Source organism: Coleofasciculus chthonoplastes PCC 7420 (genome assembly GCF_000155555.1).
GTDB classification, from domain to species: domain Bacteria; phylum Cyanobacteriota; class Cyanobacteriia; order Cyanobacteriales; family Coleofasciculaceae; genus Coleofasciculus; species Coleofasciculus chthonoplastes_A.
On the sequence record NZ_DS989860.1, the window covers coordinates 154,884 to 169,468 of the forward strand.

Annotated in this window: 15 protein-coding genes and 1 pseudogene (1 of these 16 only partly in view); 6 read left to right on the top strand and 10 right to left on the bottom strand. The window is 45.3% G+C overall.

Features of this window, described 5'->3' with window-relative positions:
- Positions 1-156: 156 nt before the first annotated feature.
- Positions 157-579 carry a tellurite resistance TerB family protein gene (locus MC7420_RS24795; protein WP_006103856.1) on the bottom strand — a complete coding sequence of 141 codons (423 nt, stop codon included), beginning with the start codon at positions 577-579 and terminating at the stop codon, positions 157-159.
- A gap of 54 nt (positions 580-633) precedes the next feature.
- Between MC7420_RS24795 and MC7420_RS24800 the strand changes: the two genes are divergently transcribed.
- Positions 634-816: a hypothetical protein gene (locus tag MC7420_RS24800; protein WP_006103783.1), complete on the top strand. Its 183-nt coding sequence runs from the start codon at positions 634-636 to the stop codon at positions 814-816.
- Between the two features lie 60 nt (positions 817-876).
- On the opposite strand, the gene MC7420_RS24805 is transcribed toward MC7420_RS24800, so the two are convergent.
- On the bottom strand, positions 877-2,223 hold the full coding sequence (locus MC7420_RS24805; protein ID WP_006103811.1) for a 16S rRNA (cytosine(967)-C(5))-methyltransferase: 1,347 nt from the start codon (positions 2,221-2,223) through the stop codon (positions 877-879).
- Positions 2,224-2,443: 220 nt separating this feature from the next.
- Here MC7420_RS24805 and MC7420_RS36290 point away from each other — a divergent pair, with 220 nt between their 5' ends.
- Both MC7420_RS36290 and MC7420_RS24815 read left to right on the top strand, forming a co-directional pair.
- A complete protein-coding gene (locus MC7420_RS36290) occupies positions 2,444-4,186 on the top strand; it encodes a protein kinase domain-containing protein (protein WP_006103742.1) in 1,743 nt (580 codons plus the stop codon).
- A gap of 475 nt (positions 4,187-4,661) precedes the next feature.
- A complete protein-coding gene (locus MC7420_RS24815; RefSeq protein ID WP_006103757.1) occupies positions 4,662-5,498 on the top strand; it encodes a Tab2/Atab2 family RNA-binding protein in 837 nt (278 codons plus the stop codon).
- Between the two features lie 151 nt (positions 5,499-5,649).
- Here the strand turns inward: MC7420_RS24815 and MC7420_RS24820 are convergent, their stop codons facing one another.
- Complete coding sequence (locus tag MC7420_RS24820) at positions 5,650-7,371, bottom strand: adenylate/guanylate cyclase domain-containing protein (RefSeq protein WP_006103851.1); 1,722 nt, start codon at positions 7,369-7,371, stop codon at positions 5,650-5,652.
- 465 nt (positions 7,372-7,836) lie between these two features.
- Between MC7420_RS24820 and MC7420_RS24825 the strand changes: the two genes are divergently transcribed.
- On the top strand, positions 7,837-8,535 hold the full coding sequence (locus MC7420_RS24825; RefSeq protein ID WP_006103887.1) for a manganese catalase family protein: 699 nt from the start codon (positions 7,837-7,839) through the stop codon (positions 8,533-8,535).
- Between the two features lie 170 nt (positions 8,536-8,705).
- Here MC7420_RS24825 and MC7420_RS43920 read toward each other — a convergent pair.
- The 3 genes and pseudogenes from MC7420_RS43920 to MC7420_RS24835 form a co-directional block, all read right to left on the bottom strand.
- Positions 8,706-8,966 (bottom strand): annotated as a pseudogene (locus MC7420_RS43920) (sensor histidine kinase); the annotation flags it as partial.
- Positions 8,967-8,984: 18 nt separating this feature from the next.
- On the bottom strand, positions 8,985-9,794 hold the full coding sequence (locus MC7420_RS24830; protein WP_006103792.1) for a hybrid sensor histidine kinase/response regulator: 810 nt from the start codon (positions 9,792-9,794) through the stop codon (positions 8,985-8,987).
- Between the two features lie 316 nt (positions 9,795-10,110).
- Positions 10,111-10,959 (bottom strand): alpha/beta fold hydrolase, encoded by an 849-nt coding sequence (locus MC7420_RS24835; RefSeq protein ID WP_006103831.1) that lies wholly within the window; start codon positions 10,957-10,959, stop codon positions 10,111-10,113.
- Between the two features lie 207 nt (positions 10,960-11,166).
- Between MC7420_RS24835 and MC7420_RS24840 the strand changes: the two genes are divergently transcribed.
- Positions 11,167-11,583 carry a hypothetical protein gene (locus MC7420_RS24840; RefSeq protein ID WP_006103786.1) on the top strand — a complete coding sequence of 139 codons (417 nt, stop codon included), beginning with the start codon at positions 11,167-11,169 and terminating at the stop codon, positions 11,581-11,583.
- Between the two features lie 101 nt (positions 11,584-11,684).
- Here the strand turns inward: MC7420_RS24840 and MC7420_RS24845 are convergent, their stop codons facing one another.
- The gene (locus tag MC7420_RS24845; RefSeq protein WP_006103824.1) at positions 11,685-12,257 is read right to left on the bottom strand and encodes a peroxiredoxin; all 573 of its coding nucleotides are present in this window, start codon (positions 12,255-12,257) and stop codon (positions 11,685-11,687) included.
- Between the two features lie 191 nt (positions 12,258-12,448).
- Here MC7420_RS24845 and MC7420_RS24850 point away from each other — a divergent pair, with 191 nt between their 5' ends.
- A complete protein-coding gene (locus MC7420_RS24850) occupies positions 12,449-12,865 on the top strand; it encodes a Fur family transcriptional regulator (RefSeq protein WP_006103773.1) in 417 nt (138 codons plus the stop codon).
- Between the two features lie 217 nt (positions 12,866-13,082).
- Here MC7420_RS24850 and MC7420_RS24855 read toward each other — a convergent pair whose 3' ends face one another.
- From MC7420_RS24855 to MC7420_RS24865, 3 genes are all read right to left on the bottom strand, one after another.
- The gene (locus tag MC7420_RS24855) at positions 13,083-13,445 is read right to left on the bottom strand and encodes a hypothetical protein (protein WP_006103766.1); all 363 of its coding nucleotides are present in this window, start codon (positions 13,443-13,445) and stop codon (positions 13,083-13,085) included.
- Between the two features lie 207 nt (positions 13,446-13,652).
- Positions 13,653-14,021, bottom strand: coding sequence for a DUF1667 domain-containing protein (locus MC7420_RS24860; protein WP_006103813.1), 369 nt, complete (start codon positions 14,019-14,021; stop codon positions 13,653-13,655).
- Positions 14,022-14,503: 482 nt separating this feature from the next.
- On the bottom strand, positions 14,504-14,585 hold the 3' portion of the coding sequence (locus MC7420_RS24865; RefSeq protein ID WP_006103802.1) for an NAD(P)/FAD-dependent oxidoreductase. Its footprint extends 1,187 nt past the window's final position; 82 of the gene's 1,269 nt are visible here — the last part of the coding sequence; its start codon lies off the right edge, out of view — the gene reads right to left on this strand; it ends in the stop codon at positions 14,504-14,506.

The window sequence follows — 14,585 nt, forward strand, 5'->3', positions numbered from 1 at the left end:
GGCGGTTTTTACCCATAACGTTTTAGCCCTGTCGGTAAAATTTGACTAAACCTGTCCGGATAACATTTTGTGACACATCGATAACTGGACTAAACCTGCCCTTGTGGGAGAAAAAATTAACTGAGAACTCAAATGAACAACCCCAATCCCACATCACTAAGATTGCTGGTCAATCCAGCGGTGGTAGAGTTTTTGAATGGCTTTAAGCACACTATTATGAGTGGACTTGGGAGAAGCCTGGGCGGGATCGAGAAGCTGTAAGCGAGTGAGCAGTTTAGCTTCCTCAGTGTCCACATCGCCATCGCTGTAAATCAAAGCACTAATCGCTTCAATCAAGCCCTGATAATCCTCTTGGCTGGGATGATCACCCAAATACTCTTGCACCCATCTATAACACTGGTCACTGGATACCGATTTGAGTTCGTTCAACAAGGGTCGAATTTCTGGGTCTTCAGCCACATTGGATTGCTGGGCGACTTGGTGCAGATACTGCCGTTCCTCTGGCTGAATTCGACCATCGATCCAAGCCGCACCAATCAGAATCTTTACAAGCTGTTTGACATGAGAGTCTGTAACCATGACGTTTTTCTACAAAGAACTTCTGCTCTATCTATATCAGAACTGTCCCCAGAAATGCGCTTAGACGTTCTAATCTTTACCAATGAGCAGGCTTGGTTAAGGGAAGATGGGGGAGCTGGGGGAGCTGGGGGAGCTGGGGGAGCAGAGGAAGCTGGGGAAGCAGAGGAAGCTGGGGAAGCAGAGGGAGCATTTTTTGTAGGGGCGGGTTTTACCACTAACGTTTCGTTTTCACCCTGATATAACTAAACCCGCCCCGACCTGACCGTTCAATTATCACAAATGACTAATGACAAAGGACTAATCCCCCAGATGCTTCAATCTCACCATGAAAAAGCCATCCATCTGATGCTGATGGGGTAAGACTTTCAGCCAGCCTTGAGGCGTAGAAAAAGCGGTAAGTGTCGGCGGGGGTGCATCAATACACCAGTGGAGATGACGTTCCAGAAAGGCTTGAATCACGGCTTCATTTTCCTGGGGGTGCAAAGTGCAGGTGGCGTAAACGAGGACGCCTCCAGGTTTAACCCAGGTGGCTGTCTGCGTTAATAGTTCACTTTGCAGTACAGAAAGTTCCTGAACTCTGGCTGGAGTACAACGCCACCGGATATCGGGGCGACGGTGCAGTGTACCTAAACCAGAACAGGGGGCGTCGAGTAAAACAGTATCAGCTTTTTGGGTAAATTGGGGAAAATCACGGCTATCGCCTGGGCAGATTTGAATGGATTGTAATTGCAGTCGTTGGGTATTGGCTTTAACTTTTTTTAGGCGAGACGCGGCTTTATCACATGCCCAGATTGTACCGCGATCGCGCATGAGTTCGGCAAGATGCGTGGTTTTACCGCCCGGTGCAGCACAGGCGTCAATGATGACATCATGGGGTTGAGGATTAAGTAAATGACTCACCAGTTGAGCGCTACTATCTTGAATTGTCCACCATCCCTCGTTGAATCCAGGAAGTGTTTGTATTGAACCTGTACTTCCTTGAAAGCGTAAAGCTTGGGGAAGGTGGGGAAGGCGCTGAACCTGAATACCTGCGGCTTGCATTGCTGTCTCTACTGTATCGATGGAAGCATTCAAGGGATTGATCCGCAGGTCAATAGTTGGCGGTTGGTTGAACCATTGACAAAGGGCTTCGGTTTCCTCAATGCCTAATTGATTTAACCACAGTTCGATGATCCAGTCGGGAAAGCTATAGAGGATACCCAGACGTTGGATGGGTTGGGGGGGTAACTGCAAGGGATCATCTAATTGGGGATTTGTGTTTAGACGGGCATACTGTCGCAGCACCCCATTAACCACCCCAGCTAGTCCTTTTAATTGATTCGCTTTAGCTAGTTCCACGCTGGTATTAACGGCGGCTGATGGGGGAATCCGTTGTAGATAGCGCAATTGGTATAAGCCCAGATGCAGAATGAGGCGCAAGTCTGGGGGCTGCTGGTGGGCTTTTTTCTTCCCCAATTGATCAATTAAGGCATCCAGGGTGCGAGTGTGTCTGGTTGTACCATAGACTAAATCCGTTAACAGAGCGCGATCAGGACGGTTGAGAGTAGTATGACGAAGCACTCGATCCAACGCAATATCTGTAAACGCACCGTGGCTGTGGATATCTCGTAGGGCGAGGAATGCAAGTTGGCGAGGGTTTGCCATAAATAACTCGAAGCACTGTCATTAACGATAGGACAGTCTAGTATAAGAAGGCAGAAGGCGGTTGCCACATCATATTAATTAAGATTAATTGTAGTACAAAGGTTCAAAGGTTCTAAATTTAAAAGAGCAAGTGCTATTTGCATTTGAAAAAAAGCCACAATGACAGATATAACCTTAACTCCTGTGACCGTCTAGTTATCGTCACGTCATCCCAGGAATCATGAACAACTCCTCACCCACACCATCAACTTCCCGCCCTCGCTATCAGAAAATTCGAGAACTAGGGCGAAATCGTGCAGGTGGGCGCATCACCTACTTGGCAAAGGATAATAAAACCCAGCAACCCGTTGTGATTAAGCGATTTTTGTTTGCCCAAGCGGGTTCAGATTGGTCAGGCTTCAAAGCCTATCAACGAGAAATCCAACTCTTGCAGGGATTGGATCACCCCGGTATTCCCCGATATCTGGATTCCTTTGAAACCAAAGCCGGATTTTGTATGGTGCAGGAGTACAAAAAGGCACAATCGTTAGCTATCCCTCGGAGTTTTGAACCGGAGCAAATCAAGCAAATTGCGATCGCCACCCTAGAAATCCTGCTTTACCTGCAACGTCGGCTTCCCATCGTTATCCATCGCGATATCAAACCCGAAAATCTTTTGGTCGATGAGCAAATCAATGTTTATCTGGTGGACTTTGGGTTAGCGCGGATGGGGGGTAGTAACGTAGCCATGAGTAGCGTTGCGGCGGGGACATTTGGGTTTATGGCACCGGAACAGTTATATAACCACAAACTGACCGGAGCCACGGATCTGTATGGGTTAGGTGCAACTCTAATCAGTTTGCTGACGGGGACAAAATCCATAGCCATGGATACCCTGATTAACGAAGAGGGACAAATTCATTTTCAACATCTTCTCCCCCAACTCAGCCTCCGGTTTGTGACTTGGTTGGAGAAAATGGTGCAACCGAAAGCACGCGATCGCTATATCGATGCAGCAGCAGCGCTAGAAGCACTCAAACCCATCGATTTGATCCGCACGCCAGAGGTGAAACTCAGCCAAGAGATACTGGAATTCAGAACAACCCATATTGGGGAAAAACTGACGCAAATTGTTACCGTTGAGAATTCGATTCCCGAAACGGTGTTAGAAGGCACTTGGCAAGTCGCTCCCCATCCCAGTGATCCGCGTTTCCGGAAACAAAATAGCCATCTTTGGATTACCTTTGAACCAGCTAGGTTTCAGGGAAATCAGGTCGAGTGCAAAATTAGGGTAGATACAAACAGGTTGATGGCGAATCAAACCTACAAACGCCGAATTCTATTACAAACCAATGCCGTTCCCGAAACCCATAGTCTTGAACTGAAGGTTAATACTAATTTTCTAGCCTTACCCAAACCGCCTTGGATATCCCTAGGACTTCTTTTCGGGCTATCTGGGATAGTAACTTGGCTTTTGGCAGGATTTGTCGCCTTTTTTATCGCCCAAATTCCGATATTAGGGTATTGGATTGGTACTGGGTTTATCGCCGCATTTGTTGGCGGTGTTGTACTCAGTGTGCTGGGAGTGAGGGGAGTGCCGATTACTAAAACAGCATGCTCTCTCGTTGGTATAATGATGGTTTTAGCTATATTTGTTGCTGGGTTTCTAGGAACATTTTTAGTTGCATTAGTCGGTTTAGCGGGTTTAATCACCGGATTTATAGCCGGAGCAGTGATTAAAAATTATCGGGAGCGAGGCTTTAGCCCCAAAATTGCCATGACGAGTTCACTATTAATGACTGGGTTGGGTATGAGTTTGGGGATTGGCTATAATTTCGGCTTTGTCAATTTTTGGCTATTGGTATCGACGATTGGCAGCAGTTTAGCCTTGGTCAGTCTTTTGATCAATCCCTACCTGCAACGGAGAAAACGACTGGAGCATTACAATCAGTCGGCTAAAAAGCGACGCTTGATCAAACCGTGAGTAATAGAAGAAATTCCGTTCCTAGGTCATCCTCTGACAAGATAGTTACCTAAAACTGTTTCCGTTTGTGACTATAGCAATCCTATTTAGGTTGTGGCAATTTTCAAAAATGAAACCCTTGCTATACCTGGGTTTCGAGCATTTCGCTTGTTGCATCCTATTTAGGATTGCTATATACCTGGAAGCGTATTGGGCAATTTGCCCCCAGTAAAGTCGAATTAATCAGAAAAAGTAATAGTTTATACGTAGCGTAAATGATAAACTTCGGGGCATCGAACCCCTACGTGCTACCGCACACGCTTCGCGAACAGTTTATCCGCTATCCCTCCCCGCCCTTGCTATCAGAAGATAAGCTCAGACTTTTTTCTTAGACCAGAATTACAGGTAAAAGGACAAGGGTATGGGTTCCAAATTCCATCCCTGATTGTGGCATCATCTTTTATCATAAAGACATCAAATTAAATCATATTTATCAATGAATGTTTGGCAAGCAGATTTTTATCGGCGTCCTCTGCAAGATGAAACTGGGCAAATCTTATGGGAATTATTAATTTGTGACACCACAGGCAATGTTATATATCAATCATTCTGTCCTCAGCCAGATGTAACCCGTGATTGGTTGGTGTCTCAGGTGCAAGTCTCGGTGGCTAAGACGGGGTTACCTGATGCGATTCAAGTCTTTCGTCCCCAGTCGTTCAATTTATTCCAGGAGGTGGGACAACAATTGGGGATTAAGGTAGAAGCCACACGACGCACGCCCGCCCTAAAGCAACGATTACAGGAAAGAACGTTAGAGTATCCACAGCACGAGAATTACACTGGGGAAGCGTACAACCCCCTTAGCTTAGACAAACCGCCACCCTTACCCTTACCCGAAAATCTCTGGGGCGATCGCTGGCGATTTGCTAGTATTCCCGCAGGGGATATTGAGGAGGGGTTTGCCCAACGCCCGATTCCAATTTTACAGATGCCAAATGAACTCTTACCTCTCCAATTAGGTTTAGCCTCAACGGTAGCTGTTCCGGGAGTCGTGATTGATGGGGGGCGTCAGTCGATGCCATTAGCGCGTTGGCTGCAAGAGGTTCAACCTGTAGCGCTTAATTATATTCCCGGTGCGCCAGATGGGTTAATTTTAGAAGCCGGATTAGTGGAACGCTGGGTAATGGCAACCTTTGAAGATAAAGAAGTAGCGGCGGCGGCGAGGTTGTATGAACAGCGCAAGCAAACGAGTCAGGGATTGCATTTTTTGTTGGTGCAACCGGATGATTCGGGAATGACGTATACCGGATTTTGGTTATTGATGGCTGATTGATTTATTAGGGAACAGGGAACAGAACAGTTAAAGCGTAGGTTGGGTTGAACGCCAGTGAAACCCAACAGCAATAGCATCAGTTTACAAGATAAGAGAGACAAGGTAGGTGTTAAGCTTAGTGCAGCTTAACACCATTATGCGACTCCCCTATTCATTCTGTCTTACGCTCTTTGAGAAAGTATGTCGTCATTTCTCCCTTGCCTTTGACGGAAATTGAACCCCGTTCTTGAAAAACATATTTATCCTTTAAATGTTCATACGTGGCATCAGAAACCTGAATATAACCCGGAAGACCATGGGATTCCATACGACTAGCTGTATTAACCGTATCACCCCACAAATCATAAATAAACTTTTTCAACCCAATCACCCCAGCGACGACTGGACCACTGTGAATGCCAATACGCATCATGAAAGCGTGTCCTTGTTGGGCATTAACCGCATCAATTTCCTGTTGCATATCCAGGGCAAATTCGGCAACGGCTTCAGCGTGATCCTGACGCGGTAAGGGTAAGCCACCGACAACCATGTAGGAATCGCCAATCGTTTTAATTTTTTCTAAGCCATGGAGTTCTACTAAACGGTCAAACCGCGAGAAAATCTCATTGAGGAGATTGACCAGTTCGGTGGGCGAGATTTCTCCTGATAGGCGAGTAAAGTCCACAATATCGGAAAAGAGAACCGTGACTTCTTCAAAACTATCGGCAATCGTATCCGAGTCTTTTTGCAGGCGTTTGGCAATAGATTCCGGTAAGATATTCAGGAGGAGATTTTCTGCCTTTTCTCGTTCAGCAACCAGGTTTTTGGTAGAAGACTCTAAGGCGTCTAGCATCGAGTTTATTGTTTGTGCCAGGTGGGTTAATTCATCATTTCCCTTGGCGCTAACTCGTAGCGATAGGTCATTACTTGTGCCAACTTCATGTACGTTTGTACTCAGTTTTGCTAGGCGAGACAGTACCATTTTTTCCAATAGGAAAAGAGTACCGACACTAAAAAGAATCCCTAAACCTAAGAGAGATAAAATAAGATAACGTAGACTAACACGACCTTGTTGATAGATTTCTCGTGGGATGTCGATTTGAACCAGTAACGCAGGTTGACCATAGATATCGCGGAGGAGGGTATAGCCTGCGATCGCCTCCCGACTTATAATCTGGATTAAGATGGGAGCCTGATTGGGTTGGGACTCCTGTTCAGATAGGCTAGACTGCACAGTCTGCAATTTAGTGGGTAATTGGGTATTATTGAGTCGGTAGACCTTAAGATTGAGTTGGGTGAGTTCCGCTAACGCCTCAATGCGCTGGTCATTCAGGTAACGACCCATAATCAAAGACCCCCGCATGGGACCAGTTTCCTCGTTGGTAAGAATGGGATTTGAGGCAATCATTAACGGTCCTTGGGGTAAGAGAATTAACCCTGTAATACTATTACTGTTATCCGGATGCTGTAGTAGAACATTATTGGAATTCAGTTGTTGGATCAAGGGAGTAGGAATGGGGATTTCTTGCTGCTGAGCTAAATTAAAATGTTTACCAAAAACTAATTCATCTTGGCGGTTAAAGAATAAAGCCAGGTTGAGGTTAATATTCGTTAAATTTGTATCTGATAGATTCTCTTGAATATAATTTTGACTGGTATCTTCAATAAACGCATAAGTATCATCCCACTCACCATAATCAGCCGCTAAAACAGCTAAACTATCTAATTCATCGAATAACGCCTCCTGTACCCGCCGCACATTACGATACGCATGTTGTTCCTCGATTTGCGCGAAACTACGGATTAAAATTAGCGATAGACTGGCGTAGAGGACACCAATTAAACCCGCAAGGGTGAGACCAATCAGGAGTAGAGTTTTCTGGCGCAGGCTCATAAGTTCAGCAGGGGAGTGGCGGACAAGGGATAAGCTGGGAGAGATGTGAGCTGGTCAGTTATTTCTGCCATGCTGTATTAGGGAGTCGTTCTTTCTCCCTACAAAGTAAAGTACAACAATTCAAGGCGATAAAGGAAGAAATTCCGGTAAGGCGTAAGGACTCACTTTATTTCCGCCACGCTGAACCCATTATGGGTAGGTTACTACAGACATCTGAATAAAAGCCTATTTTCTGACTGAAGTATCCACCTAAGCCAGACGATTAATTCGAGTCAGATGGAGGATGTCTATTGCTTAAGGCATATTTTTTTAGGTGTATTGTTGATTCAATTCAAAACAATCTCTACAGTAGTTTCTATCTTTAGGTTAAGGTAGGATTCAATTTTATTGATTACTGTGGTATTTAAGCTCAGTTGATTGATAACTGGGCAGGTTTTGCCTCTATAGCTATACTCAAAAAAAATCATGTTTTTCCACAAAAAGGAAACCATTCAACCCGTTAATATCGAGACAGCACATCCTCAATTTGCCCAACTCTTGTTAGAACAATTCGGTGGCGCTACAGGTGAACTCACTGCTGCTCTACAGTACTGGGTGCAGTCTTTTCACTGTGAAAATCCCTCCATTCGGAATATGCTACAAGATATCGCGGTTGAGGAATTTAGCCATTTAGAGATGATTGGCAAACTAATTGAATCTCACACCAAAAATGTTGACCAGACTGATGCGTATAAAAGTACGCTCTTTGCAGTACGGGGAATGGGTCCTCATTTCTTAGATAGTCAAGGCTCTGCTTGGACGGCTACCTATATTAATGAAGGTGGCGATATTGTCCGCGACTTACGAGCAAATATAGGCGCAGAAGCTGGCGCTCGTCAAACCTACGAATCCCTGATCAAACTAGCACCTGATCCGGGGACAAAAGAGACGCTAGTACACTTACTTACCCGCGAAATTTCCCACACTAAGATGTTTATGAATGCGTTAGATTCTATGGGTAAACTCACTGATCCCATGTTTGGTAACATCGAACCTGATAGCACTGTTGATCTGTACTATAACTTATCAACAGAGTCAGACGACAACCCTCAACAAGGTGATAAGCCGTGGAATTCTGCCCCCGACTTTAAGTATGTAGCTAACCCCACAGCTAGTCATTCTTAGAGACAATTGAGTCAGGTTTTGAGTAGCTTGACGTCGCTGCTAAAATGGTGAATATTTGGGTTGAGTTTATACCAGTAAACCAACCTAAATATTCCCTGTTTGGCTGAATACTTCCACTATTGCAGAGGGTAATGCTATATTGTTTGCGTTCCATTCAATTACAGCATCAATTATCTCGAAACGGGTAATGAAACAGTAACAATAGTTTGCTTATCCGGAACGCTTTCAATGACGAATTCACCCCCATGGAATTGAGTAAGGCGTTTAGCAATTGTTAACCCCAATCCGGAACCTTGCTGATCATAGAGTTTGCGCTCAAACTGCATATAGCCTCCCACTTGGACAATTTGTTCTGCCGTCATTCCTGTCCCTTGATTACTAATTGCCAAGACCAGTCGATTTTTTTTAACTATACTGGTGACAGTAACAGGTGTGCCATCGGGGGAAAATTAAAAAGCGTTATCGACAAGTTCAAAAACTAACTTCTGAAGTCGAGGTGCTGCCATTTGTACAGCGGTATCGGTTAAATTTAGTAGTAGATCAGACTCTCGATTGAACTCTCGCGCCTTGGCAATCGCTTGAGCGGAAATAATTGCTGATGAAAATCGCGTTTGATAGGTTTGAAAGGTTCGACGCCGTTCACTGGAGGTTTCGGCTAATTCTAATTCAGCATAAAGTAAAAAGTTTTGAATCGACCGAGATAATTGCTGTCCAGACGCTTGAATATCTTCGATCATCGATCTGACAGATGCGGCTTCAATATAGTCCGCCAGCAGTGTATGTGATGTACCAACGATACTATTTAGGGGAGTTTGCAGTTCTCTTGGTAAAGCCGAGGTGATATTACTGCGTAGCTCATCCAACTTGGCTTCAGACTGCTGCTGAATTGCCATCTGCTTTGACAAACGAGTCGCGATCGCGCTAAGAAGTTCTTTAGCGGTAAATGGTTTGGTCAGATAGTCATCGGAACCAAGTTCCATTCCTTGTCGCCAGTCATCTCGGCTGGCTTTAGCGGTGAGGAAGATGAAGGGAATCGTCTGTGTGGCTGGATTAGAGCGCAAGGCGGTTAACACCTCGTAGCCATCTAATTCTGGCATCATCACATCACAAACAATTAAATCGGGTAATTGTTGGGTCGCGAGTTGGATACCTGCTAATCCATTGTCTGACTCAGTGACCTGAAAATTGTTGGCTTCGAGCAACTCTAGAATATTGTCTCGAACGGATAATTCGTCTTCAATTACTAAAATCTTAGCCATAAGGTTCTGGCGGATGCCCAGCTATTTCGTTCTTGTATCCTAGCTGTTTATTTTTTAGCCATTCCAGGGGGATTTTACGGATATCAACTTGACCCCAATTGATTCATTTCAGTAGATTTACGGAGGTTATATAGCAGTCGCCAGGATCAGTAGGACATCAGATGAATGCCGTTTATTGTTTTGATGCACGTTTGGGTTTGACATTAAGGTTTGAATGCCGAACAGCTTACTACTTGTAGAAAACTCTAATTTAATTTTTTCTCCTCTAGCTTCCAGACGTTTCACCGGAACGTCTCTACAACCCCAACTCCTCTCTTTACAACGCTTGACGGCGTAGAAACAGCAGCAGATTATTACTCACCTTCTCAGACCAATGATCTTGGGGATAATGTCCGGCTTCTTCTAGTTCTACCAATTCGACATTCTTAATCATTTTGGCAAATTCTTGAACTTGAACCAAGGGAAGCCACGGATCTTTTATCCCCCAAAGAATCAATGTGGGTTGATTCCAGTTGCGAAATCCGGCTTCGATTTCTGCCATAGATGATTTAAATTGCAGATTTTTAACGGTCATTAGTAAACTTCGCCCAGCATCAGAACTGCTGAGAAAGGGACGGCGATATACGTCTAAATCTTTATCAGACACGCGATAGCCACTACCGCCTTCTAAGGTGCGATCGACCAACAAGGGATCTTGGGTCAACATATCACCGACCAAGGGTAAGCCCAATTGCTTGATCTTCCACGGTAACTGACTTGCTGATGAGACAGGGGTGTTGAGAATGGCTAACCGTTCAACCTGATCGGGGTAACGCAAAGCGTATTGGAGTCCCACTGAACCCAGAAACCCTTGGACAACCAGATAAAATCGCTCGATTTGCAGATGTTGGATAAATTCTGCTAAGGCTTTAATAAAAGCATCTGGCGTATAGGCAAACTTACGACGGTCTGGTTTAGCTGAGAAACCCGCACCAATCCAGTCCGGCGCGATCGCACGGAATCCTTTTTCGGCTAAATCGGGCATCAGTGCTGACCATGAGTAACTCTGGGAGGGTAAACCATGAAGCAGCAGCACTGGGGGTTGTGTACTGGGATTAACTGGAGTAGCTTCCCGATAAAACCACTCTAGCGACCCGACCTGAATGGACTTTTCCTGAATGGACACGCTTTTTTTCCTACACCTTGACCGTGCTTTGAGCTTACCGCCCTGTAGACGTTTGAGCAAGTTTTCCTGGTAATTTCTGATCTCCGGGAATTGTCAACAAATCACAACATATCCCCTGTCTGCTAAACAGATAGCCAACAGACTCGCTAATTGTAATAAATAATGAAGCAATCTTGTAAATAAGCGTTAACCATAGGAGATTTAATCATGAATGCTGCGGAACAAGCCAAGGGTTTAGAGGTAACCACCAAGATAGCCGCCATAGTCAACTTGTTTAAGTCCCAGTTTCCCGATGCCAAGGCGGACTTGAAACCTTGGCAAAATGACCCCGATACTCGCAATCTAGTTGATCCTGACTCAATCGATATCGGTTTTCACTTTCCTGGGTGGAGTAGAAAGTTACAAAGCCGCAGCATCTTACTACAAATTCGGTTTTACCAAGATCCCTTAGAACAGTCTCATCGCTTGATCGGTTTAGATGCGGCAGGATTTAATCATCAAGGAGAAGCTTGGCGACTTTCGACGGTTGAGAACTGGCAATGTGTCGGTAATTATCAGCCTGCACCGGAGGTGAGTGACAAGCTCAAACAGTTCTGCAGACAAGTCTTTGAGTTATTCAGGTAGTTGAATCAGGTGTCGGCTGGCACAGTGAGAAGACACCCAACATCATCATACACAAACGGTAGGGACACGACATGTCGTGTCCCCACAGATGGTAGTTCAAATTAACCAACAAATGCCATACGTGGCTCAGATACACCTGCGGATTCTTGTCCCTTCAGGGAAGCAAGCATCGTATCCGCATCGGAGACTTCAAAGGGGTCATCCGGGCAGTTGTCGCTGTAACCAGGTTCAGCAAAGAATTTTTCAATCTTGCCGTCGTTCACCAGCATCGAATAGCGCCAGGAACGCATTCCGAAACCCAGGTTGGACTTATCGACTAGCATTCCCATCTTGCGGGTAAACTCGCCATTACCATCGGGGAGCAATAACACATTCTTTGCCCCTTGCTGCTTACCCCACTGGAACATGACAAACGCATCATTCACCGACAGGCAAATGATTTCATCGATACCCTGTGCCTTGAACTCATCATAGAGTTCCTCATAGCGAGGCAGGTGGTTAGATGAACAGGTGGGTGTAAACGCACCCGGTAAGGAAAACACAACAACTTTTTTGCCACCAAAGATTTCCTGCGTTGTCCGATCTTGCCAACGGTAGGGATTTGAACCCCCTACAGACTCATCACGCACGCGAGTCTTGAACACAGCGTCGGGTACACGATCAATAACAGCCATATTTACCTCGTTTTACAGACGACTAGATTTTTGTTTGCTTTAGCTATATCTAACTATAACTCAGAATAATTCTGATTTAAGAATGAGTCAATAGTAATAAATACTTATTTTTCAGTCTAGCTGCTAGACAAGTATAACTCCTAAAAAAGAGTGTTATAATTAAAGAACTGCTTATGAAAACGGTGAATACCATGCAGCAGCAAGCAGAAAACCTGATTAAAGTCTTGAAATCCAAGGGGTTGAGGGTTACCCCACAGCGATTTTCTGTCTATGCCAATTTGCTGACTCGTTTTGATCACCCGACGGCAGATCAAATCCTCAGCGATCTCAATCACCAAGCGCCAACGTCTTCTCAAGCGACTGTATACAGTGCGCTACAAGCACTGCGGGAAGTGGGACTGGTGCGGGAAGTTTTATTAGAGGAAGGTGTCTGTCGTTACGATGCGAATGTTGATCGCCACCATCATTTTCGTTGTCGCTGTTGCGGTGCGATTAAAGATATTCCTTGGGATACATTTGAAAGCGTTGGTTTGAACCGCCTACCTTCTGGTATGCAAGCTGAAAGCTATGAAGTGACGGTACATGGAATCTGCGATCGCTGTCAATGATTTGTCCTTTGTCATTCGTCCTTTGTCGCGGAGATGGGGGAGTTCTCAGTTGAATCAAAATCACAATTGGATCGGGGCGGGTTTAGTTCCATTTGGGTGAAGTCATAAACGATAGTTGTGAAACCCGCCCCTACACAAGTGCGCTACGATGGGGAGCATTCGGGTGGAAAGGACGACGAATCACCCGTTTGAGCGAAGTGTTCTAGATCCGCGAGCTCTAGTAACCACGCTTGGCTTTCCTAACCTCTTTAGCCGCTTCTTTGTGTAAGCCAAGTTGCTCGCGAACCGCCTTTAACGATTTTCCCCGCTTTACCTTCGGGCGAACGCTTTGCTCTGGCACATCAGAAGCCGAAAGAACGTTCTTTTTTAAAGCCGCCTGTAAAAGATGTAATTCGTCTTGCAGATCTTCGAGTGATTCTCCGAAAGGCTTGAGCGGCTTTTCCGAACAGGCAGCTATCGCACCGTGGTCATCATAATATACGGTACGAATTGTGTAGCCACTATCCTCAAAGAATACCCGATAATCCCAGTGCATCATAGAATCCTCGATCGCTTGGTCGGTCAACTCAACTTCAAACACGGTGGCTATCTATACTATAATGTGTTTCAAGTAATCGTCTAAGCTACCATTAACATTTCCAGCGAGGAAACAGGGAGATGGGGAAGTTCTCTGGTTGACTCAATTTTGCAATTTGACCAGGGCGAGTTTATACCAAGTTGCAGTCAAAGAGGTAATCTGTCCTCGAACGAAATCCTTCACTTCGTCCGAGGACAGAATAAATCTAATTTAAGCGGCTGGCATGTCTCTGGTAGCAACCACATCCGCCCCTGTTTCCAAGGCATTCGCCAAAATCACCTCACCCATTTTCACAGGTGCAGTTAGTTTCACTTGACGCAGCGCTTGGCACAATTCCTGCATTTTTTCTTTAGGAATAGCCATATTAGTTTTTACCGGCAGTCTAGCCCAACGCCCTTGTTCTACCTGTACAGTTGTTGTTACCATGCGGCGAGGTTCGGTATGTTCTTGTTTAGCATACTCTTGTCCCCGTTTGCAGTTAAAACCCCGCACTTCGACAAGCTTGTTGTCTTCATCTTCAACTTCTAAACGGCAACCTAGGGGACAGCCAATACAAAGGTAATGAGTAATCGTTGTCATAATAAATACCTGGTGATTGCTGATTGTTTATATCATGTCCGGTTGAATACTTACACCATTGGTGGAGACAAGGCTCCAGGACAGATGGCAGATGGTAGAAGGGAAAGAAGAAGGTTGCCAGGGAGAAGTAAATGATAACTGACGATAAGGACATGATATTACTAGTGCAAGAAGGCAGAAATAACTGAACAGCTAATATCTCCCCCCGCTTCCCCTGCTCCCTCTGCTCCCCCTGCTTCATCGTATCTACGAAGCTGCTCAAGTATTTTTATGCCCGCTGCACTAGAGACTCCTTCGCCACCCTTGAGGGAACCTGGTTTGTAGGGGCGGGTTTAAGGACTTTCTTGTGGTTGATGATGGTAACGTTGGTACGAAACCCGCCCTGACTCAATGTTGAGTTCACTCCCCCATCTCCCAGACGCTTCTGTCATCACGTCTGGAACATCGCGCCCCATCTTCTCCATCTCCCGCACCTTACTCCTTTAATCTTCAAAGGGTACAACATCTACCCGCAAGGTATCTCCGTGAAAGTTCTCCAAAAACCGAGGACGTACTTTGAGATTA